The sequence below is a fragment of the Bradyrhizobium sp. USDA 4503 genome (genome assembly GCF_054055815.1).
In genome coordinates this window covers 1,520,485-1,536,450 of record NZ_JBSRXS010000001.1, presented here as the reverse complement: position 1 = coordinate 1,536,450, position 15,966 = coordinate 1,520,485, and the positions used below count along the sequence as shown (strand labels likewise).

Annotated in this window: 13 protein-coding genes; 8 read left to right on the top strand and 5 right to left on the bottom strand. The window is 66.2% G+C overall.

Going from position 1 to position 15,966, the window contains the following annotated elements:
* Positions 1–63 precede the first annotated feature (63 nt).
* The 6 genes from pbpC to ACVMIH_RS07340 all read left to right on the top strand — a co-directional run bounded on the left by pbpC (position 64) and on the right by ACVMIH_RS07340 (position 8,064).
* Positions 64–2,190 carry a penicillin-binding protein 1C gene (gene pbpC, locus ACVMIH_RS07365; RefSeq protein ID WP_245311369.1) on the top strand — a complete coding sequence of 709 codons (2,127 nt, stop codon included), beginning with the start codon at positions 64–66 and terminating at the stop codon, positions 2,188–2,190.
* Between the two features lie 82 nt (positions 2,191–2,272).
* Positions 2,273–4,018, top strand: a complete 1,746-nt coding sequence (locus tag ACVMIH_RS07360) for an ArnT family glycosyltransferase (RefSeq protein ID WP_375166482.1) — start codon at positions 2,273–2,275, stop codon at positions 4,016–4,018.
* Between the two features lies 1 nt (position 4,019).
* On the top strand, positions 4,020–4,865 hold the full coding sequence (locus tag ACVMIH_RS07355) for a phosphatase PAP2 family protein (protein WP_229191481.1): 846 nt from the start codon (positions 4,020–4,022) through the stop codon (positions 4,863–4,865).
* A gap of 84 nt (positions 4,866–4,949) precedes the next feature.
* Positions 4,950–5,723: a glycosyltransferase family 2 protein gene (locus ACVMIH_RS07350; protein WP_456866397.1), complete on the top strand. Its 774-nt coding sequence runs from the start codon at positions 4,950–4,952 to the stop codon at positions 5,721–5,723.
* Positions 5,723–6,061 carry a lipid-A-disaccharide synthase N-terminal domain-containing protein gene (locus tag ACVMIH_RS07345; RefSeq protein ID WP_016845896.1) on the top strand — a complete coding sequence of 113 codons (339 nt, stop codon included), beginning with the start codon at positions 5,723–5,725 and terminating at the stop codon, positions 6,059–6,061. The genes ACVMIH_RS07350 and ACVMIH_RS07345 overlap by 1 nt, the downstream gene beginning before the upstream one ends.
* Before the next feature lie 203 nt (positions 6,062–6,264).
* On the top strand, positions 6,265–8,064 hold the full coding sequence (locus ACVMIH_RS07340; protein WP_456861100.1) for a M23 family metallopeptidase: 1,800 nt from the start codon (positions 6,265–6,267) through the stop codon (positions 8,062–8,064).
* Between the two features lie 49 nt (positions 8,065–8,113).
* Here ACVMIH_RS07340 and ACVMIH_RS07335 read toward each other — a convergent pair whose 3' ends face one another.
* The gene (locus ACVMIH_RS07335; RefSeq protein ID WP_456861098.1) at positions 8,114–9,814 is read right to left on the bottom strand and encodes a Na/Pi cotransporter family protein; all 1,701 of its coding nucleotides are present in this window, start codon (positions 9,812–9,814) and stop codon (positions 8,114–8,116) included.
* Between the two features lie 338 nt (positions 9,815–10,152).
* Between ACVMIH_RS07335 and ACVMIH_RS07330 the strand changes: the two genes are divergently transcribed.
* Positions 10,153–10,398: a PilZ domain-containing protein gene (locus ACVMIH_RS07330; RefSeq protein WP_076828746.1), complete on the top strand. Its 246-nt coding sequence runs from the start codon at positions 10,153–10,155 to the stop codon at positions 10,396–10,398.
* Positions 10,399–10,538: 140 nt separating this feature from the next.
* Complete coding sequence (locus ACVMIH_RS07325; protein ID WP_168858550.1) at positions 10,539–11,363, top strand: tetratricopeptide repeat protein; 825 nt, start codon at positions 10,539–10,541, stop codon at positions 11,361–11,363.
* A gap of 19 nt (positions 11,364–11,382) precedes the next feature.
* Here ACVMIH_RS07325 and ACVMIH_RS07320 read toward each other — a convergent pair whose 3' ends face one another.
* The 4 genes from ACVMIH_RS07320 to cpaB are packed head-to-tail and all read right to left on the bottom strand — an operon-like array spanning position 11,383 to position 15,705.
* Positions 11,383–12,651, bottom strand: a complete 1,269-nt coding sequence (locus ACVMIH_RS07320) for an AAA family ATPase (protein WP_168858549.1) — start codon at positions 12,649–12,651, stop codon at positions 11,383–11,385.
* A complete protein-coding gene (locus ACVMIH_RS07315) occupies positions 12,648–13,388 on the bottom strand; it encodes a CpaD family pilus assembly protein (RefSeq protein WP_057016603.1) in 741 nt (246 codons plus the stop codon). The genes ACVMIH_RS07320 and ACVMIH_RS07315 overlap by 4 nt, the downstream gene beginning before the upstream one ends.
* 33 nt (positions 13,389–13,421) lie before the next feature.
* Entirely contained in the window at positions 13,422–14,870 is a 1,449-nt protein-coding gene (locus tag ACVMIH_RS07310; protein WP_057016554.1) for a type II and III secretion system protein family protein, read from the bottom strand.
* Between the two features lie 34 nt (positions 14,871–14,904).
* Positions 14,905–15,705: a Flp pilus assembly protein CpaB gene (gene cpaB / locus ACVMIH_RS07305; RefSeq protein ID WP_057016555.1), complete on the bottom strand. Its 801-nt coding sequence runs from the start codon at positions 15,703–15,705 to the stop codon at positions 14,905–14,907.
* Positions 15,706–15,966 lie beyond the last annotated feature (261 nt).

Here is a 15,966-nt window from a genome sequence, read left to right as displayed (position 1 = left end):
GACGCGCGGCGCAAACTCTTCTCGTCATGGCCGGGCTTGACCCGGCCATTCATAGGCGCGTCCATGCGAACGAAGGATGTGGATGCCCGGGTCAAGCCCGGGCATGACAAGCGCAGCGGGCGGCTGGCGCTCCGCGTCGCGGCCGCAATGGCCGTCGTCCTTATTGCGATCACCGGCGCCTTCGCCGCCTGGATCGTTTCGCTCGGGCCGTTGCCGCTCGACAAGGCGCAGCAGGTCTCGACCACGGTGATCGATCGCAACGGCAAGCTGCTCCGCGCCTATGCGATGACGGACGGGCGCTGGCGGCTGCCGGTCGATGCGAAGACGTCAGTCGATCCCACCTATCTGAAGCTCTTGTTCGCCTATGAGGACAAGCGCTTCTATGAGCATCACGGCATCGATCCGCTGGCGCTGTCGCGCGCCGCATTCCAGCTTCTCACCAGCGGTCATATCGTCTCGGGCGGTTCGACGATCACGATGCAGCTGGCGCGGCTGATCGAGCCGCGCCACCAGCGCTCGGTCTACGCAAAGCTGCGGCAGATGGTGCGGGCGGTCGAACTGGAGCGGCAGCTCTCGAAGGACCAGATCCTCGATCTCTATCTTGCGCTGGCGCCGTTCGGCGGCAATCTCGAGGGCATCCGTGCCGCCTCGATCGCCTATTTCGGCAAGGAGCCGAAGCGGCTGTCGCTCGCCGAAGCCGCGCTGCTGGTGGCGCTGCCGCAATCGCCGGAGCGGCGGCGGCTCGATCGTTACCCGGACGCCGCCCACGCCGCCCGCGACCGCGTGCTCGAGCGCATGGTCGAGGATGGCGTGGTGTCGAAGGACGATGCCGCGCAGGCCACTGCGACGGCGGTGCCGAAGATGCGCAAGCAGATTCCGATCCTGGCGCCGCATTCGTCCGATCAGGCGATCGCGACGATGAAGGATGCGCCCGTCATCAAGCTGACGCTCGACGCCGCGCTACAACGGAACCTGGAGGCGCTGGCGCGCGACCGCGCCATCGCGCAGGGGCCTGACGTCTCGGTTGCGATCGTCGTGGTCGACAATGAGACGGGCGACGTGCTCGCGCGCGTCGGCTCGGCGGATTATTTCGATGAGCGGCGGGCCGGGCAGGTCGACATGACGCGCGCGGTGCGCTCGCCGGGCTCGACCTTGAAGCCGTTCATCTATGGCCTTGCCTTCGAGGATGGCTTTGTCCATCCCGACAGCCTGATCGAGGACCGGCCGATCCGCTTCGGCACCTACGCGCCGGAAAATTTCGACATGACGTTCCAGGGCACGGTGCCGATCCGCAAGGCGCTGCAATTGTCGCTCAACGTGCCGGCGATCGCGCTGCTCGACCGGGTCGGTGCCAGCCGGCTGTCGTCGCGGCTGAAGCAGGCCGGCACCAGTCTCGTGCTGCCGAAGGACGAGGCGCCGGGCCTTGCGATGGGTCTTGGCGGTGTCGGCATCACGTTGCAGGATCTCGCTCAGCTCTATTCCGGCCTGGCACGGCTCGGCGCGACTAAACCGTTGCGCGAGATCATGCAGGAGAATGACAGCCGCGACACGATGCGGCTGATGGATCAGGCTGCGGCCTGGCAGGTCGGCAACGTCCTGCTCGGCACGCCGCCGCCGGAGAACGGCGTGCACAACCGGATCGCGTTCAAGACCGGCACCAGCTATGGCTATCGCGATGCCTGGTCGGTCGGCTTCGACGGCCGCGTCACGATCGGCGTCTGGGTCGGCCGTCCCGACGGCGCGCCGGTGCCGGGTCTGGTTGGCCGAACCGCCGCGGCGCCGATCCTGTTCGACGCCTTTGCACGCACCGGCAAAATCCCGGCGGCATTGCCGAAGCCGCCACGCGGCGTGCTGGTCGCATCCAACGCGAAACTGCCGCCGCCGCTGCGCCGCTTCCGGCCGCTCGGCGAACTGGTCCGTAGCGGCAACGACCAGGCTCCGCACATCCAGTTTCCGCTGAACGGCTCGCGCATCGATGTCGATCAATCCGAGGGCGGCCGCAATGCCGCGCTGCCGGTCAAGGTCGCCGGCGGGGTGCTGCCGCTGACGGTCCTTGTGAATGGTGTCTCAGCCGGGGACATCGACAGCCGGCGCCAGCGCCTGATCGAGCCGCCCGGGCCGGGCTTCGCGCGGCTCACCGTGATCGACGCCACGGGGGCCGCGGATACCGTTGTGATCCGCGTGCAATGATCGCACGGGAAAGCGAAGCGGCACGGTCGGAAAGCGGAACAGCACAGTTGTTTGCGCTGCGGTTTCATCGTATGCGAAACCCATGGTGGATGGCCTCCAACCCCGGCGCTTCGGAGCAGGGCAACAGTCTGTAAAACCTGCGCATTCGAGCCGCAGGCTGTTCATGGCGTTCGAGTTCGCAACGGCCAGCCAATGGCGTTCGATCCTGTTCCTGACGCTGACCTGCCTGGTGCTGTTCCTGCCGGGCTTCTTCACCATCCCGCCGATCGACCGTGACGAGGTCCGCTTTGCCCAGGCGACCAAGCAGATGGTCGAGAGTGGCGATTTCGTCGACATCCGCTTCCAGGACGACGTCCGTTACAAGAAACCGGTTGGCATCTACTGGATGCAGGCGGCTGCGCTGAAGACCGTCTCCGCGCTCGGGGTGCCGCGCGCCCAGGTCCGCATCTGGGTGTACCGCCTGCCGTCCCTGATCGGCGCCATCGGCGCCGTTTTGCTGACCTATTGGACGGCGCTGGCCTTCGTGACGCGGCAGGGGGCGGTGCTGGCCGCCCTGATGATGGCAAGCTGCGTGCTGCTCGGGGTCGAAGCGCGGCTCGCCAAGACCGACGCGATGCTGCTGCTGACCGTCACCGCGGCGATGGGCGCGATGGCGCGAGTCTATCTGTCGTGGCAGCGCGGCGAGGATCCCGCACACCCTTCATGGGGTCCGCCCGCGGTCTTCTGGACGGCACTGGCGGTCGGCATCCTGCTCAAGGGGCCGCTGATCCTGATGTTCGTCGGCCTTGCGATGGCGGGGCTTGCGATTCTCGATCGATCGGCGGCCTGGTTCTGGCGCATGCGCCCGGTCTGGGGGCTGATGTGGACCCTCGTGCTGGTGCTGCCGTGGTTCGTGCTGATCTTCCTGCGCGCCGGCGAGACCTTCTTTGCCGACTCGGTCGGCGGCGACATGCTGAGCAAGCTCGGTGCGCAGGAATCCCATGGCGCGCCGCCTGGACTCTATCTGCTGCTGTTCTGGATCACGTTCTGGCCCGGTGCGCCGCTGGCCGGCATGGCGGCGCCTGCGGTTTGGCGGGCGCGGCGCGAGCCCGGTGCGCAGTTCCTGCTGGCCTGGCTGATCCCGTCCTGGATCGTGTTCGAGGCCGTGCTGACCAAGCTGCCGCATTACGTGCTGCCGCTCTATCCGGCGATCGCGATCCTGACCGTCGGCGCGCTGGAGCGGCGCGTGCTGTCGCGCTCGCCGTGGCTGTTGCGGGGCGCCGCCTGGTGGTTCGCGATCCCCGCCTTCGGCGCGGTGCTGGTGATCGTCGGCGCCATCAAGGCGATCCATCAGCCGGTGTTTCCGGCCTGGCCGTTGTTCGCCGTTGCGATGGTGTTCGGCCTGATCGCGTGGTGGTTGTTCGAGGACAGCCGCGCCGAGCGCTCGCTGCTCAATGCGGTGATTGCCGCGGCGCTGATGGCAGCCGGCACCTATGGTGTGGTGCTGCCGCGGCTTACCACCGTATTTCCGAGCCAGGAGGTCGCACGCGCCTTGCGCAACGTGACCTGCGTCGGCCCGAAGGCGGCAGCCGCCGGCTTCCACGAGCCGAGCCTCGTGTTCATGACCGATACCTCGACGCTGCTCACCGACGGATCGGGCGCCGCGGATTTCCTCGGGCAGGGCTCCTGCCGCTTCGCGCTGGTCGAACAGCGCTCGGAGCGCGCCTTCGTGCAGCGCGCCGAGGCGATCGGCCTGCGCTACAACGCGCCGGTGCGCGTCGAGGGCTACAACATCTCGCAGGGCAAGGCGGTCTCGATCGCGATCTTCCGTTCCGAAGGGACGGAATGACATGCCGGCGCTTCCAGCCACCCCGGAATCCGCCAACTATTTCGGACGATTGCTGACATTGGTTTGGCTGTCCTTTGCCCAGCTCGTGCGGGCACCGTCGCATTCGCGCCGTGCCGAGGCGGCTCGCCGCTCCGCGCGCCACGGACTTTTGCTCGTCGTCATCGTCGGCGCCGTGATCATCACGCTGATGTATGCGTTCGATGTCACCGAGATCAGTCTGATGCCGCCACGCGGCACGCCAGGTCTCTGGTGGGTGAAGACGCTCACCGATTTCGGCAAGGACGAGTATGTGCTGTGCGCGCTTGGCCTGCTGCTGATCGTGGTCGCGCTGGCGGCGCCTGCGCTGCGCGGCGTGCCGCGCGCCACCTTGCTTGGCTTCGGGACAAGGCTGCAATACCTGTTTCTGTCGGTCGTGCTCTCGGTCGCTGTCGGCGAATTGATCAAGTGGATCGTCGGCCGCGGGCGGCCCTTTGTCGGCGGCAAGGCCAATGCCTTCAACTTCCAGCATTTCGCCGGTACCGAGGCCTATTCGAGCTTTCCGTCGGGACATTCGATCACGGCGTTCGCGCTTGCCTTTGCGGTGTCCGCGGTGTGGCCGGGCGCGCGGTTCGCGATGCTGGTCTACGCGCTGGTCATCGCCGCGACCCGGCTCGTGCTGCTGGCGCATCATCCGAGCGACGTGGTGGCCGGCGCGCTGGTCGGGGTGATCGGCGCAATGGTCGTGCGCTACTGGTTCGCCGCCCGCCGCCTTGGTTTTGCCATTCATCGCGACGGCACCGTGGTGGCGCTGTCAGGACCGTCGGACGGGCGTCTCAAAAGGGTTGCGAGGAGCGCCTTCGCCCCATAAAAGCGGTCGCCCGACGGCCGGATCGGGCTGGTTCCATCGCCGACAACACCAACCACGAGTGCCGATTTGCCTGCTCCCGACCAGATGCCGGTCGCCGTTTCCATCGTCGTGCCCGTGCGCAACGAGGCGGACAATATCGCGCCGTTGATCGCCGAGATCGCGGCCGCGCTCGACGGACGCTGGGCCTACGAGATCGTCTACGTCAATGACGGCTCGACCGATGTCACCGGCGAGCGGCTGAGCGCGGTCATGGCCGGGCGGCGCAATCTCCGGCAGCTCCGCCACGCAACCTCGTCGGGCCAGTCGGCGGCCGTGCGCAGCGGCGTGCGCGCCGCGCGCGGCGCGATCGTGGCGACGCTCGACGGTGACGGGCAGAACAATCCCGCCTTCCTGCCGGACCTGATCGCGGCGGTCGAAAGCGGCAACGGTCGCGTCGGCCTCGCCGCGGGCCAGCGCGTCGGGCGCAAGGACACCGGCTTCAAGAAGCTGCAATCGCGCATCGCCAACACGGTGCGCGGCATCATCCTGCGCGACGGCACCCGCGACACCGGATGCGGCCTGAAGGCGTTTCCGCGCGAGGTGTTTCTGGCGATGCCTTACTTCGACGGGCTGCATCGTTTTCTCCCGGCACTGGTCCGCCGCGAGGGGCTGGCGATTGCCTATGTCGACGTCGTCGATCGGCCGCGCCATTCCGGCGTGTCGAACTATGGATTTTTCGACCGGCTATGGATCGGGATCATGGATCTCGCCGGCGTGTGGTGGCTGATCCGCCGCAAGAAGCCGACGCCGGTCGTCACTGAAGTGGTCGCTGAAGTGCCCGGTGTCACTGGTGTGCCGGGCGTGACCGAGGTGAAGTGATGCTGATTCAGTACGGTCAGGCGCTGAGCGCCTATCTCTACGACGTGTTCATCGCCAAGTTCGACTTCTGGCTGGCGTTCGGCCTGATCGCGCAATTGTTCTTCACCGCGCGCTTCCTCGTGCAGTGGATCTCCAGCGAACGCGCCGGCCAGAGCGTGGTGCCGATGGCGTTCTGGTTCTTTTCGATGGGCGGCGGCCTGATGACGCTGATCTATGGGCTTGCCAAGCGCGAGCCCGTCATCATCATCGGGCAGGGTCTCGCCACGCTGATCTACATCCGCAACATCATGCTGATCGTGAAGAACCGCGGCCGCGGGTCGAAGACACTCGATAGCTGATTGCCGTCATCGCCGGAGCGGCGAGCGGTATGCCGGGCCTTGTTCGGGAATCTCGATAGATTCCAGCATCGGGCTCAGCCCGGGATCAATTGCGACCGAATCTGAACCAAGGTCAAACATTCGCCCCAAGCGGCATGGCATCTACGGCTTGCCGTGGGCGTGGCGGCATCTCGAGACCGTGCCCCAGGGGATGAGGGGCGTTGATGACCAGCCGTGACGAAGCGACGAAAGCGGGTGGTTATCTATCGAGCGTCCGCGATATTCCGTCGCTTGACGAGCCACCGCTGACCGGCGAGCGCAAATTGCCTGACCGGCGCGCCGTCAGCCTCCGCTGGATGGCGGGGACGATTCTGATCGGATCCGCCGCCGTCGCTCTTCTTGCCGGCGCGCTTCGCGGGGCGTTTGGCGATCACGCGCGATTCGCAGCCGCGCCGGTCGTGTCACTTCCGCGCTTCGCAGGGCAGGTAGTTGACGAGGCGCGACGCGGCGATCGTCTCGACCGGAGGCTCGGCCCGCAGGGCAATTCCGCTGCGCTCAAGATTGAGCAGCTGAGCGATGCCGGCGCGGTCCGTCGATTTACCCGCGTGTCAGCGCGGCTCGCGGAGATCGATCCCGAGCCACACCAGGAAGCGCGGGGAGACGAAAAGGACGACGCGCGAGCGGGCTCGCAACGCGACCTGCTGTCGGAGCTGCCGGCCATCATACGGACAGGTCCAGCGCGGCGCCCGCTGCCGGGCGGCACCAGCGCCTATGCTGACGGTGAAGACGTGCCGCGTCCACCGGCTCCGATCGGCGAGGCTGTCAACGTCACCAACCTTCCGAAGTCGCCTACGTCGTCGCGTCACCGCCGACATGTCATTATCGCGAGAAGCGGCGACACGCTGGCCGCCATTCTGCGGGCGCTGGCGGCGGCCGCGGAGGACGCGCCGGCGATCCTTGCCGCCTTCCCGTCGCCTGGCGCTCTGGAGACGCTGTCCGGTGGCGAGAAAATCACGGTCATCGAACAAGGCGAAGACGCCGGTTCGCCGCGCGGCCATGTCGCGAAGGTGTCGATCGAACGCGCCGGCTCCGATGTGTCCGCCGTCGGTCGCACCGATGGCGGCCAATACCAGCCGATCGCGCCCGAACAGCCCGACATCGCCGCGCGCAGCGAGAGCCCGCTGCGTGAGTCGATCGATACGCATTCCGTTCCGGGCGAAACGCTGCGTGACGGCCTTGACGCGCTTGCGCGCTCCAACCACGTCGACCAGGGGATCGTTGCTGAACTGATGCGGCTCTGTGGCCGCGATTTCGATCTCGACGAGCCGCTCGGCGACGCCGATGTGGCCGAGATCATCTACGCGCCGAACGACATCGGTCAGCCGGAGTTGGTCTTCATCGATTTGACGGCGGGCGGACAGTCCCGCCGGTACTATCGCTTCACGGCGCCGGACGATGGCAGCTCCGATTTCTATGATGAGACCGGCCAGTCCATCACCAAATTCCTGTTGCGCAAGCCGGTCGTGACCGGCCGCCTTGGCGACGGCTTTGGTTGGCGGATTCATCCGATCCTTGGCGACCGCCGTTTCCATGAGGGCGTCGATTATGCGGCGCCCTATGGGTCGCCCATCGCGGCCGCGGGCGCCGGCGTCGTCGAGACCGAAGGGTACGAACGCGGGTACGGGAAATATATCCGCGTGCGGCACGACCGCGGTTATGAGACGACCTATGCCCACGTCGCAAGCTTCCCGCCCGGGCTGAAGATCGGAGACCGCGTTCGTCAGGGCGAGACGATCGCCTTTGTCGGATCGACCGGGCTCTCGACCGGACCGCACCTCTATTACGAGGTACGGATCAACGGCCGCAACGTCGATCCGCTTCGGATGAAGCTGTCGGGCGGCCGGCTGCTGCAAGGCGATCTGCTCGGGGCTTTCGATCGCCAGCGTGACAGCATCGACCAACTCGCTGCCATCTCCGCGCTTCCGCCGCGGCGTTTCGGCTCCGAACATCGGCCGCCGACATAGCGAGCGCAGATCGCATCACGCCATGCCGGCGCGGCGGGCCTTGCCAGGGTCAGGAGCCCGGAGAGCTCGAAGGCACGGGCGCCGCAACGTCGGTCGCTTCCATGGTGGTGCTCTCGCGATCGGCGGCGGTCTCGCCGGCGGCGTCGAGCACGGGATAGGCGACCGAGCAGATGTGCGAATGGATGCGGCGAAGGTCGCGCAGCACGTCGAGATGCAGCGAAGTGGTCTCGATGGTTTCGGGCCGGCCTTCGCGCAGGCGCTCCAGATGGCGCTCGACGGCGGCCAATTCGGCCGCGCGCAGCGCCGCCTTCTCGGTGAGCAGCTTGCGCGCCTCGTTGGCATCGCCCGACATGAACACGCCGAACGCGATCCGCAGCGAGTCGATCGTGCGCTTGTGGAACGCCGACAATTCCTCCGCGCCTTCGGTGGAGAATTGCAGGCGATGCTTGAGCTTCTTGGTCGCGAGCTCGCTCAGGTTCTTGTCGATGATGTCGCCGATATGCTCGAGATTGATCGCGAACGCGACGATCTCCATCGCGCGCTGGCCCTCGCGCTCGTCCAGGCTGCCGCGGGTGAGTTTCGTGACGTAAAGCTTGATCGCCTCGTTCAGCCGGTCGACGGTGTTGTCCATCTTCGACACCTGGTCAACCAGGGCGCGATCGTTGGTGAGCATCGCCGCCATCACCTTGCGCAGCATGGCCTCGGTGTGATCGCCCATATGCAGCACCTCGCGCGCCGCATCGGCCAGCGCCAGTGAAGGCGTCTCCAGCGCACTCTCGTCGAGATAGCGCGGCCGTGATGGATCGGTCTCCTGCGCTCGCTTCGGCAGCAGACGCTCGAGCAGCCGCGCCATGTGGTCGAGCACGCCGATGAACAGCAGCGCGGTCGCAACGTTGAAGGCGATGTGGAACAGCGCAGTCGCCTTGGCGAGATCGGGCTGCCAGGCGTAGATGATCTCGGTGATCGGGCGCAGGAACGGCGCCACCAGCAGGATGCCGACGACGCGGTTGACGAGATTGCCGACCGGCAGCCGGTAGCTCGCCGGATTGTCGCGCCGCGCGCCCTCCAGTAGCGGATTGATGGCACTGCCGAGGTTGGCGCCGAGCACCAGCGCAAATGCGGCATAGGGCGAGATGAACTGGGAAAAGGCCAGCGACATCACCAGCAGCACGCTGGCGACACTGGAATGGACCAGCCAGGTGACGACGGCGCCGATCAGGATGCAGAGCACGGGATCGCCGGTGATCGCGCCCAGGAACACGCGCACGCCCGGAGCATTCTCGGCGGGCGCCATCGTATCGAGCAGGATGTGCAGCGCCAGAAGCATCAGGCCGAGGCCGATCGAGACGCGGCCGAGATCCTTGATCCGGGAGCGCGGCCCGCTGCGGAACGCAACGAGGCCGACGATGAACAGGACCGGCGCGATGGCGGCGACGTTGAACGACAGCACCTGCACGATCAGCGTGGTGCCGATATTGGCGCCGAGCATGATCGCGAGCGCCGGCACCAGGCTGACGATCTCTTCGGCGGCGAAGGAACTGGTGATCAGGGCAGTCGCGGTCGAACTCTGGAGCAGGGCGGTCAGGCCGAGGCCGGCGCCAAGGGCGGTAAAGCGATTGCGCAGCGCCCGGGCGAGCAGCAGCCGCAAATCCGGTCCGAAGGCGCGCAGAATCCCGCTATGGACCATGTGCAGGCCCCACAGCAGGAGCGCCACGCCCCCCATCAGATCGAGCAGAACAATGCTTCCCATGCTTCCTGGCATCCCGGCGAATTCGAGTCGAATGAACATAGGTATCGTCTATCGACTGGCGATCAACCCCTTTTTGTTCTCATGCGACCACGGCGGGAGCGACGCACGCTATCGAGTGAGGCGGCCTATCGGGTAGACGTCATTCGACCTGCAGCACATATCCTTCAACTATTCAATCTTTGATTGATCAAAGCTCGTGTCTCCCGGCGACGGCGCCCCCCGGTAAACGAATCTCGAACGCGACCGCTCAATTGCGATGGGTTCCGCTAGGCAGTTTCCAATCTTTCCCCGCTATGACGATAGGCCAGGAAGTTGCCCAGAAAGGCTTGGGGATCAGAATGTTTATGAATCGCCGCAAGAGCGAACGCCGCCCGTGCCGGAGCGTCGCCAAAATTCAGCTGGGCACAGGGTCGCTGCCACGCGACTGCATGATCACCGATATTTCGGCCGGCGGCGTCAAGGTGATCGCCGAATATCTGGAGATCCCGCCGGAATTCACCATCATCCTGTCGAGCGGCAGTCCGCGTCAGTGCCGGCTGGCCTGGCAAATCGGGCACGAGTTCGGCGCTCAGTTCGTCGATTGAATCTGCCATTTGGCTGCTGTCTCGCCAGGCGTCCGGCACCGCATCTGGGCCGGATGACGGCGACATGATGGCATCCTTAACCGGACCTTAGGGTTAAGCTGTGAGCATCCCGGAACCTTCGCCGTTCCGAGTCTCGCTTTATGTTTGAGAAATTCCCCCGACCCTCAGGCCGCGCGCGCTGTCTCGCGGGCACGGTATCTGCCGCGATCCTGCTGATCGGGTTGTCTGCCTGTCAAACCTCCGGCCCGTCTGACATCACCGGCTCATTGGGAGACACGGCGGAGGCCACGCCGGCCCCGGCCGATCCGCGGCGCGACATCGCGACCTACCACGAGCGCGTCCGCGCCAACCCGAAAGACACCGACGCCGCGCTGAAATACGCCCGGGCGCTGCGCGCCACCGGCCAGCGGGCCCAGGCGGTCGCCGTCATGGAGCAGGCGGTGCTGGCGCAGCCCAGCAACAAGGCGCTGCTCGCGGGTTACGGACGGGCGCTCGCCGACAACGGCAATTTCCAGCAGGCATTCGACGTGCTCGGGCGCGCGCATACCCCGGAAGATCCGGACTGGCGCATCCTGTCGGCGCAGGGCGCCGTGCTCGACCAACTCGATCGCCACGACGAGGCGCGGCAGTATTATGCGAGTGCGCTGAAGATCGTGCCTGACGATCCGTCAGTGCTCTCCAATATCGGGCTGTCCTATCTGCTGTCGAAGGACCTGCCGAAGGCCGAGGAGACGCTGCGCCGCGCGCGGGAGCGCGCCCCCGGCGACATGCGGGTGCGAACCAATCTCGCCGTCGTGGTTGGCTTGCAGGGCCGCCAGTCCGAGGCGGAAACCATCATGAAGGCCGATTTGCCGGCGGAGCAGGGCTCAGCCAACGTCGCCGCGCTGAAGCGACTGTTGGCGCGCAGGGATGCGAGCCGCGCCGACGCCGAGAAGATCCCGGTCGCAGCCAGTCGCCGCGACTAGGGCGCTTTCAGGCGGAACGCTAGCCGGCGACCCGGCGCCCGTCGGTTCGGCGCGACTGCAGCTTCTTGAGGATCGGCGACAGGAACGACTCGCGGGCTTCGGCGAGATCGGGACGGCCGGTGAGGCGCTGCGCGATCTGCAGGAAAGTCCTTGTGGTGCGGTGACGCGCGGAGACTTCCGCGATCATCTGGCCGTTGTTGGCGGCTTCACCGAACAGCCTGCAGTCGAACGGGATCGCCGCGATCGGCTGGCTCTCGATCGTCTTGGCGAAATCCTTGACCTCGATCTCGGGTCGCTTCGACATGCCGACCTGATTCAGGCAGTAGAGCGGCGGGCGGTCGTTCGGACGCGCGGTCCTCAACAGGTTCATCATGTTCTTGGTGTTGCGCATGTTGGCGAGGTCGGGCTCGGCCACGATCAGGATATCGTCGGCACCGACCAGCACGCGTTTGGTCCAGGCGGTCCATTGATGCGGCACGTCGAGCACGATGCAGGACGTCGTCATGCGCATCGTATCGAAGATGGCATCGAACGCCTCGGCGCCGAAATCGTAGACCTGGTCGAGGGTGGCCGGCGCCGCCAGCAGGCTGAGATGATCGCCGCACTTTGCGAGCAGGCGTTCCATGAAGGCAGAGTCCGGACGCTCGGGCGAGAACACGGCGTTGGCGATGCCCTGCACCGGGTCCTGATTGTAGTCCAGGCCGGCCGTACCGAAGGCGAGGTCGAGATCGACGACGACCGAATCCAGCCCGAGGTCGCGTGCGATGGTCCAGGCGACATTGTGGGCAATGGTCGAGGCGCCGACGCCGCCCTTGGCGCCCGCGACCGCGATCAGGCGGCCGACCGAGACCGCTTCGGAGGCCGAGAACAGGCTGCAGATCGAGCGCACGATGTCGAGCACCTTGACCGGCCCGATGACGTAGTCGTTGACGCCGCGCCGGACCAATTCGCGATACGGCGCAGTCTCGCCGGCCGTGCCGAGCACCACGACGCGGGTGCCGGGATCGCAGACCGTGGCGAGCTCGTCGAGACCGGCGAGGAAATCATGATCCGGCTCGGTCTCGAGCATGATGACGTTGGGCGTCGGCGCCTTGTGGTAGGCGTCGATCGCCGCGGCGATGCCGCCCATATGGACCGAGAGATGAGCCTTGGCGAGCCGGCGGTCGTCGGCAGCCGCGCGTGCGTTCGCGGCGGTCGCGACGCTTGCGCAGAACGCCTGCACGGAAATCCGCGGCGCCGGCGCGATGTAATCGTTGGCGTGCTGCGGCTCGTCTTGTTGTTCGGTCATTTCGCGGCGTCGCTCAGCTTGGCTTTCTCGGCTTCGGGGTAGGCGGTCGCGGTCGACTCACCCTTGCGGTATTTATCGAACGCGATCGTACGGCGCGGCGTATAGGCTGCGGTCTCGGTTCGCGGCTGTTCGAGGTCGGACGGATTGGCGACCATCGCGGCAAGGTTACGCTGCGTGGCGCAGCCGAAATTGTCGTACTGCTTGTTCTGGTTGTAGTTCGGATTGTAGATCGAGGGACCGAGGTCGCTCGGCCACACTCCGCAGGGACCGGCGACGGCGGCCATCTTCGGATAGCTCAGCCGAATGGTCGGAAGCGCGCGCGGATCATCGAGATGGTAGGAGCGCTTGGTGATGGCATGGGCGGGTACGCCCATCGACGCCAGCAGGCCGCGGATCTCCTGATACACCGCCTGTGCCGAGCGCGAGTTCGAGCTGTCGGCCGGCACGTCGATCGCAATCGCGCCGGTGCCTTCGCGGCGCCAGGTGCGCGCCAGCCCCATGACGTCGTCGCGCTGCGCTTCGGTGAGGTTGCCGCGGGCGCGGCCGACGAAGACGACGATCGACTGTTCGCCCTCGGTCACCGCGATCGGATGCCGCTGCCGGTAGTCGTCGCCCACGGTGCCGGTGGCAAGATTGTCGCCCGTCAGATTGCAGCCGCCCAGCGCGATCGCGCTGACGACGACGGCGCCCAACAGCGACAGCGTCCTGGCACGACCGGCTTGTGTGTTGCGTGTCATCATAGGATCCCCCAACCCCTTCAGGTCCGCTCCTCAGTCGATGATGAAGCCGAAATTGACCGGCGTGGCGCCGATCGGCTCGCTGCGGGCGGCGACGCCGTAGATGCGATTGACGCGCGCCAGCAGTGCCGACTGCGCGTCGGAAGCCGGGGCAAATCCGTCGTCGGGACGGGACAGCTCCTTCTGCGCAACGGCGCGCACCACGTAGGGCGTCACGATGACCATGAGCTCGGTCTCGTTGTTGACGAAGTCCTGGCTCCGGAAGAGTTGGCCGAGGATCGGGATCTGATCGACGCCGGGCATGCCGTTGATGGCCTGCTTGGTCTGCTCCTGGATCAACCCGGCCATCGCGATCGAGCCGCCGGAGGGTACTTCCAGCGTGGTGTCGGCGCGGCGGGTCTTGATCGAGGGAATGGTCGTGCCGTTCTGGCCGCCGGTCAGGGCGTTCTCCATCGAGACTTCGGAGACCTCGGTCATCACCTTCAGGCTGATCCGTCCCTCGGTCAGCACCACCGGCGTGAAGTTGAGCGAGATGCCGAACTTCTTGAAGCTGACGGTCTGCACGCAATTGCCGATCGTGCCCGACGTCGTCGTCTGGCAGGTGACGCCGGTCGGAATCGGAAACTCGCCGCCCGAGATGAAGGTCGCCGACTCGCCGGAGATCGCGGTGAGGTTGGGCTCGGCCAGCGTCTTGACCACGCCCGCGCTCTCCATCGCGCGCAGCGTCGCCGTGACGGTCGGCACGCCGAGCTTGTTCAGGGCTGCGCCCGTCAGCCCGTTGTTGGGGGCGAGCGCACCGTTATTGGCGGTGAAGGCGTTGGCGTTGTTGAAGACCACCGCGGCGGTGCCGTAGTTCATGTTGGCGCTGAGGTCGACGCCGAGCTGCTTGACGACGTCCCGGCGGACTTCGGCGACGGTGACTTTCAGCATCACCTGGTCGCGGCCGCGGACCACGATGGAATTGACGACCTTGTCGGCGCTGCCGACCAGTTTGGCGGCGATGTCGCCGGCCTGCTGGGCCTCGACCGGGCTTGCCACCGTGCCGGTCAGGACGACGCTGTCGCCGACGCCCTCGATCTGGACGCCGGGCAGCATCTGCTTCAGCGCGGCGCGCATTCCGTTAAGGTCGCGCTTGATCGCGATGTCGTAGGAGGCGACCTGGTTGCCGTCGGCGTCGAAGAACACCACGTTGGTCTGGCCGACTGCCGCGCCGATGATATAGGCGCGCTGCGCCGAGCGGATCACGGCGTTGGCGATCTTGGGATCGGCGACCAGAACGTCCTTGGCCTCGCGCGGCAGATCGACCACGACCGACTTGCCAACGCCGAGCGAGACGGAGCGCGTCTTGGCGGCGATGCTGCTCGTCACCGCGACATCCGCGTTCTTGTCGGGATCGGCCGCGCTGGCAAGGGCAGGGATCAGCATCAGCGCGGTGATCGCCGACAATGACAGCGCGCGGACCAGCGTGGTCGACGTCGCCATTTGTTTCGCACCCGTCGTCATATCGAAGCCCCCATCACTTCTGTGTCGTCAGAGAGCTCGGGATGCCGAAGCGCACCACCTTGATGCTCTCGCCCCGCTTCGGGGCATGGTCTCTGGTCTCGTCGGTCTGCTCGTTGACGTCGGCGATGCTGCGCAGCGCCAGCGCCAGCGTTCCGCTCTGCCGGGCGCGCGCCAGCGTCTCGGCCTGTTCGGGCTTGAGCTCGAGGGTCACGGTCTTGCCGACGAGGGAGTTGTTGCCGTCCTTCTCCTTCGGCGCCTGGTCGATCGCCAGCACGCGGACGTTGGACAGCAGGATTTCAGTTGTGACGATATCGCGGCCGCCTTGCTGATCGGGATTCTTGTCGCGACGCGACAGGATCACATCGACGCGGTCGTTCGGCAGAATGAAGCCGCCGGCGCCCGTCTCCGGCGAGATTTCGGTGGAAATCGCGCGCATGCCGGAGGGCAGGATCGCGGCCATGAAGCCGCTTCCGTTGGCCTTGACCAGCTTTTGCTCGCGGATCGGTTCGCCGACGATGAAGGGCGCGCGTGCGATCGAACCGATGATGTCGTTCATGGCATTGGCGTTGGCGTCGTGACGGATGAACGCGCTGCTTGCAGTTTCGGCCGGCCAGCGCTGCCACTGGATGTCTTCGGCCTTGACCGATTGACCGAGCCCGATGTCGGACTTTGCGACCAGCACTTCGACGGTCGGCAGTTGCGCGACGGGCGGCGCGACCGGCGCCGGTTTGCGATCGCCAACGCTCGCGAGATACATGGCCGCGAGGCCTGCGACGCCGGCGATGCCGAGGACCACGATGCGTGCCGTTTTCATGCGATTGTCTGAATGCCCTTCACACAGGGCAATCGCGTCCTTGCGACACTGACAGCCCTTCCCGAGGCATCACTACGGCCGCAAAAGTATAAGGGAACTTGATGGAAGGTCCGGACAATTAAGGGATTGGTGGGGATGGTGAACGGCGAGTTATCGGCGCCGTTGCATCTCCGCAGAATCCCGGAGATCGCGCGTGCTTAAGGCGTACGACGTTGGTCGCAACGCGGCGTCAGCGCCGGTGGAGCGTGGTTAATGTCGTCT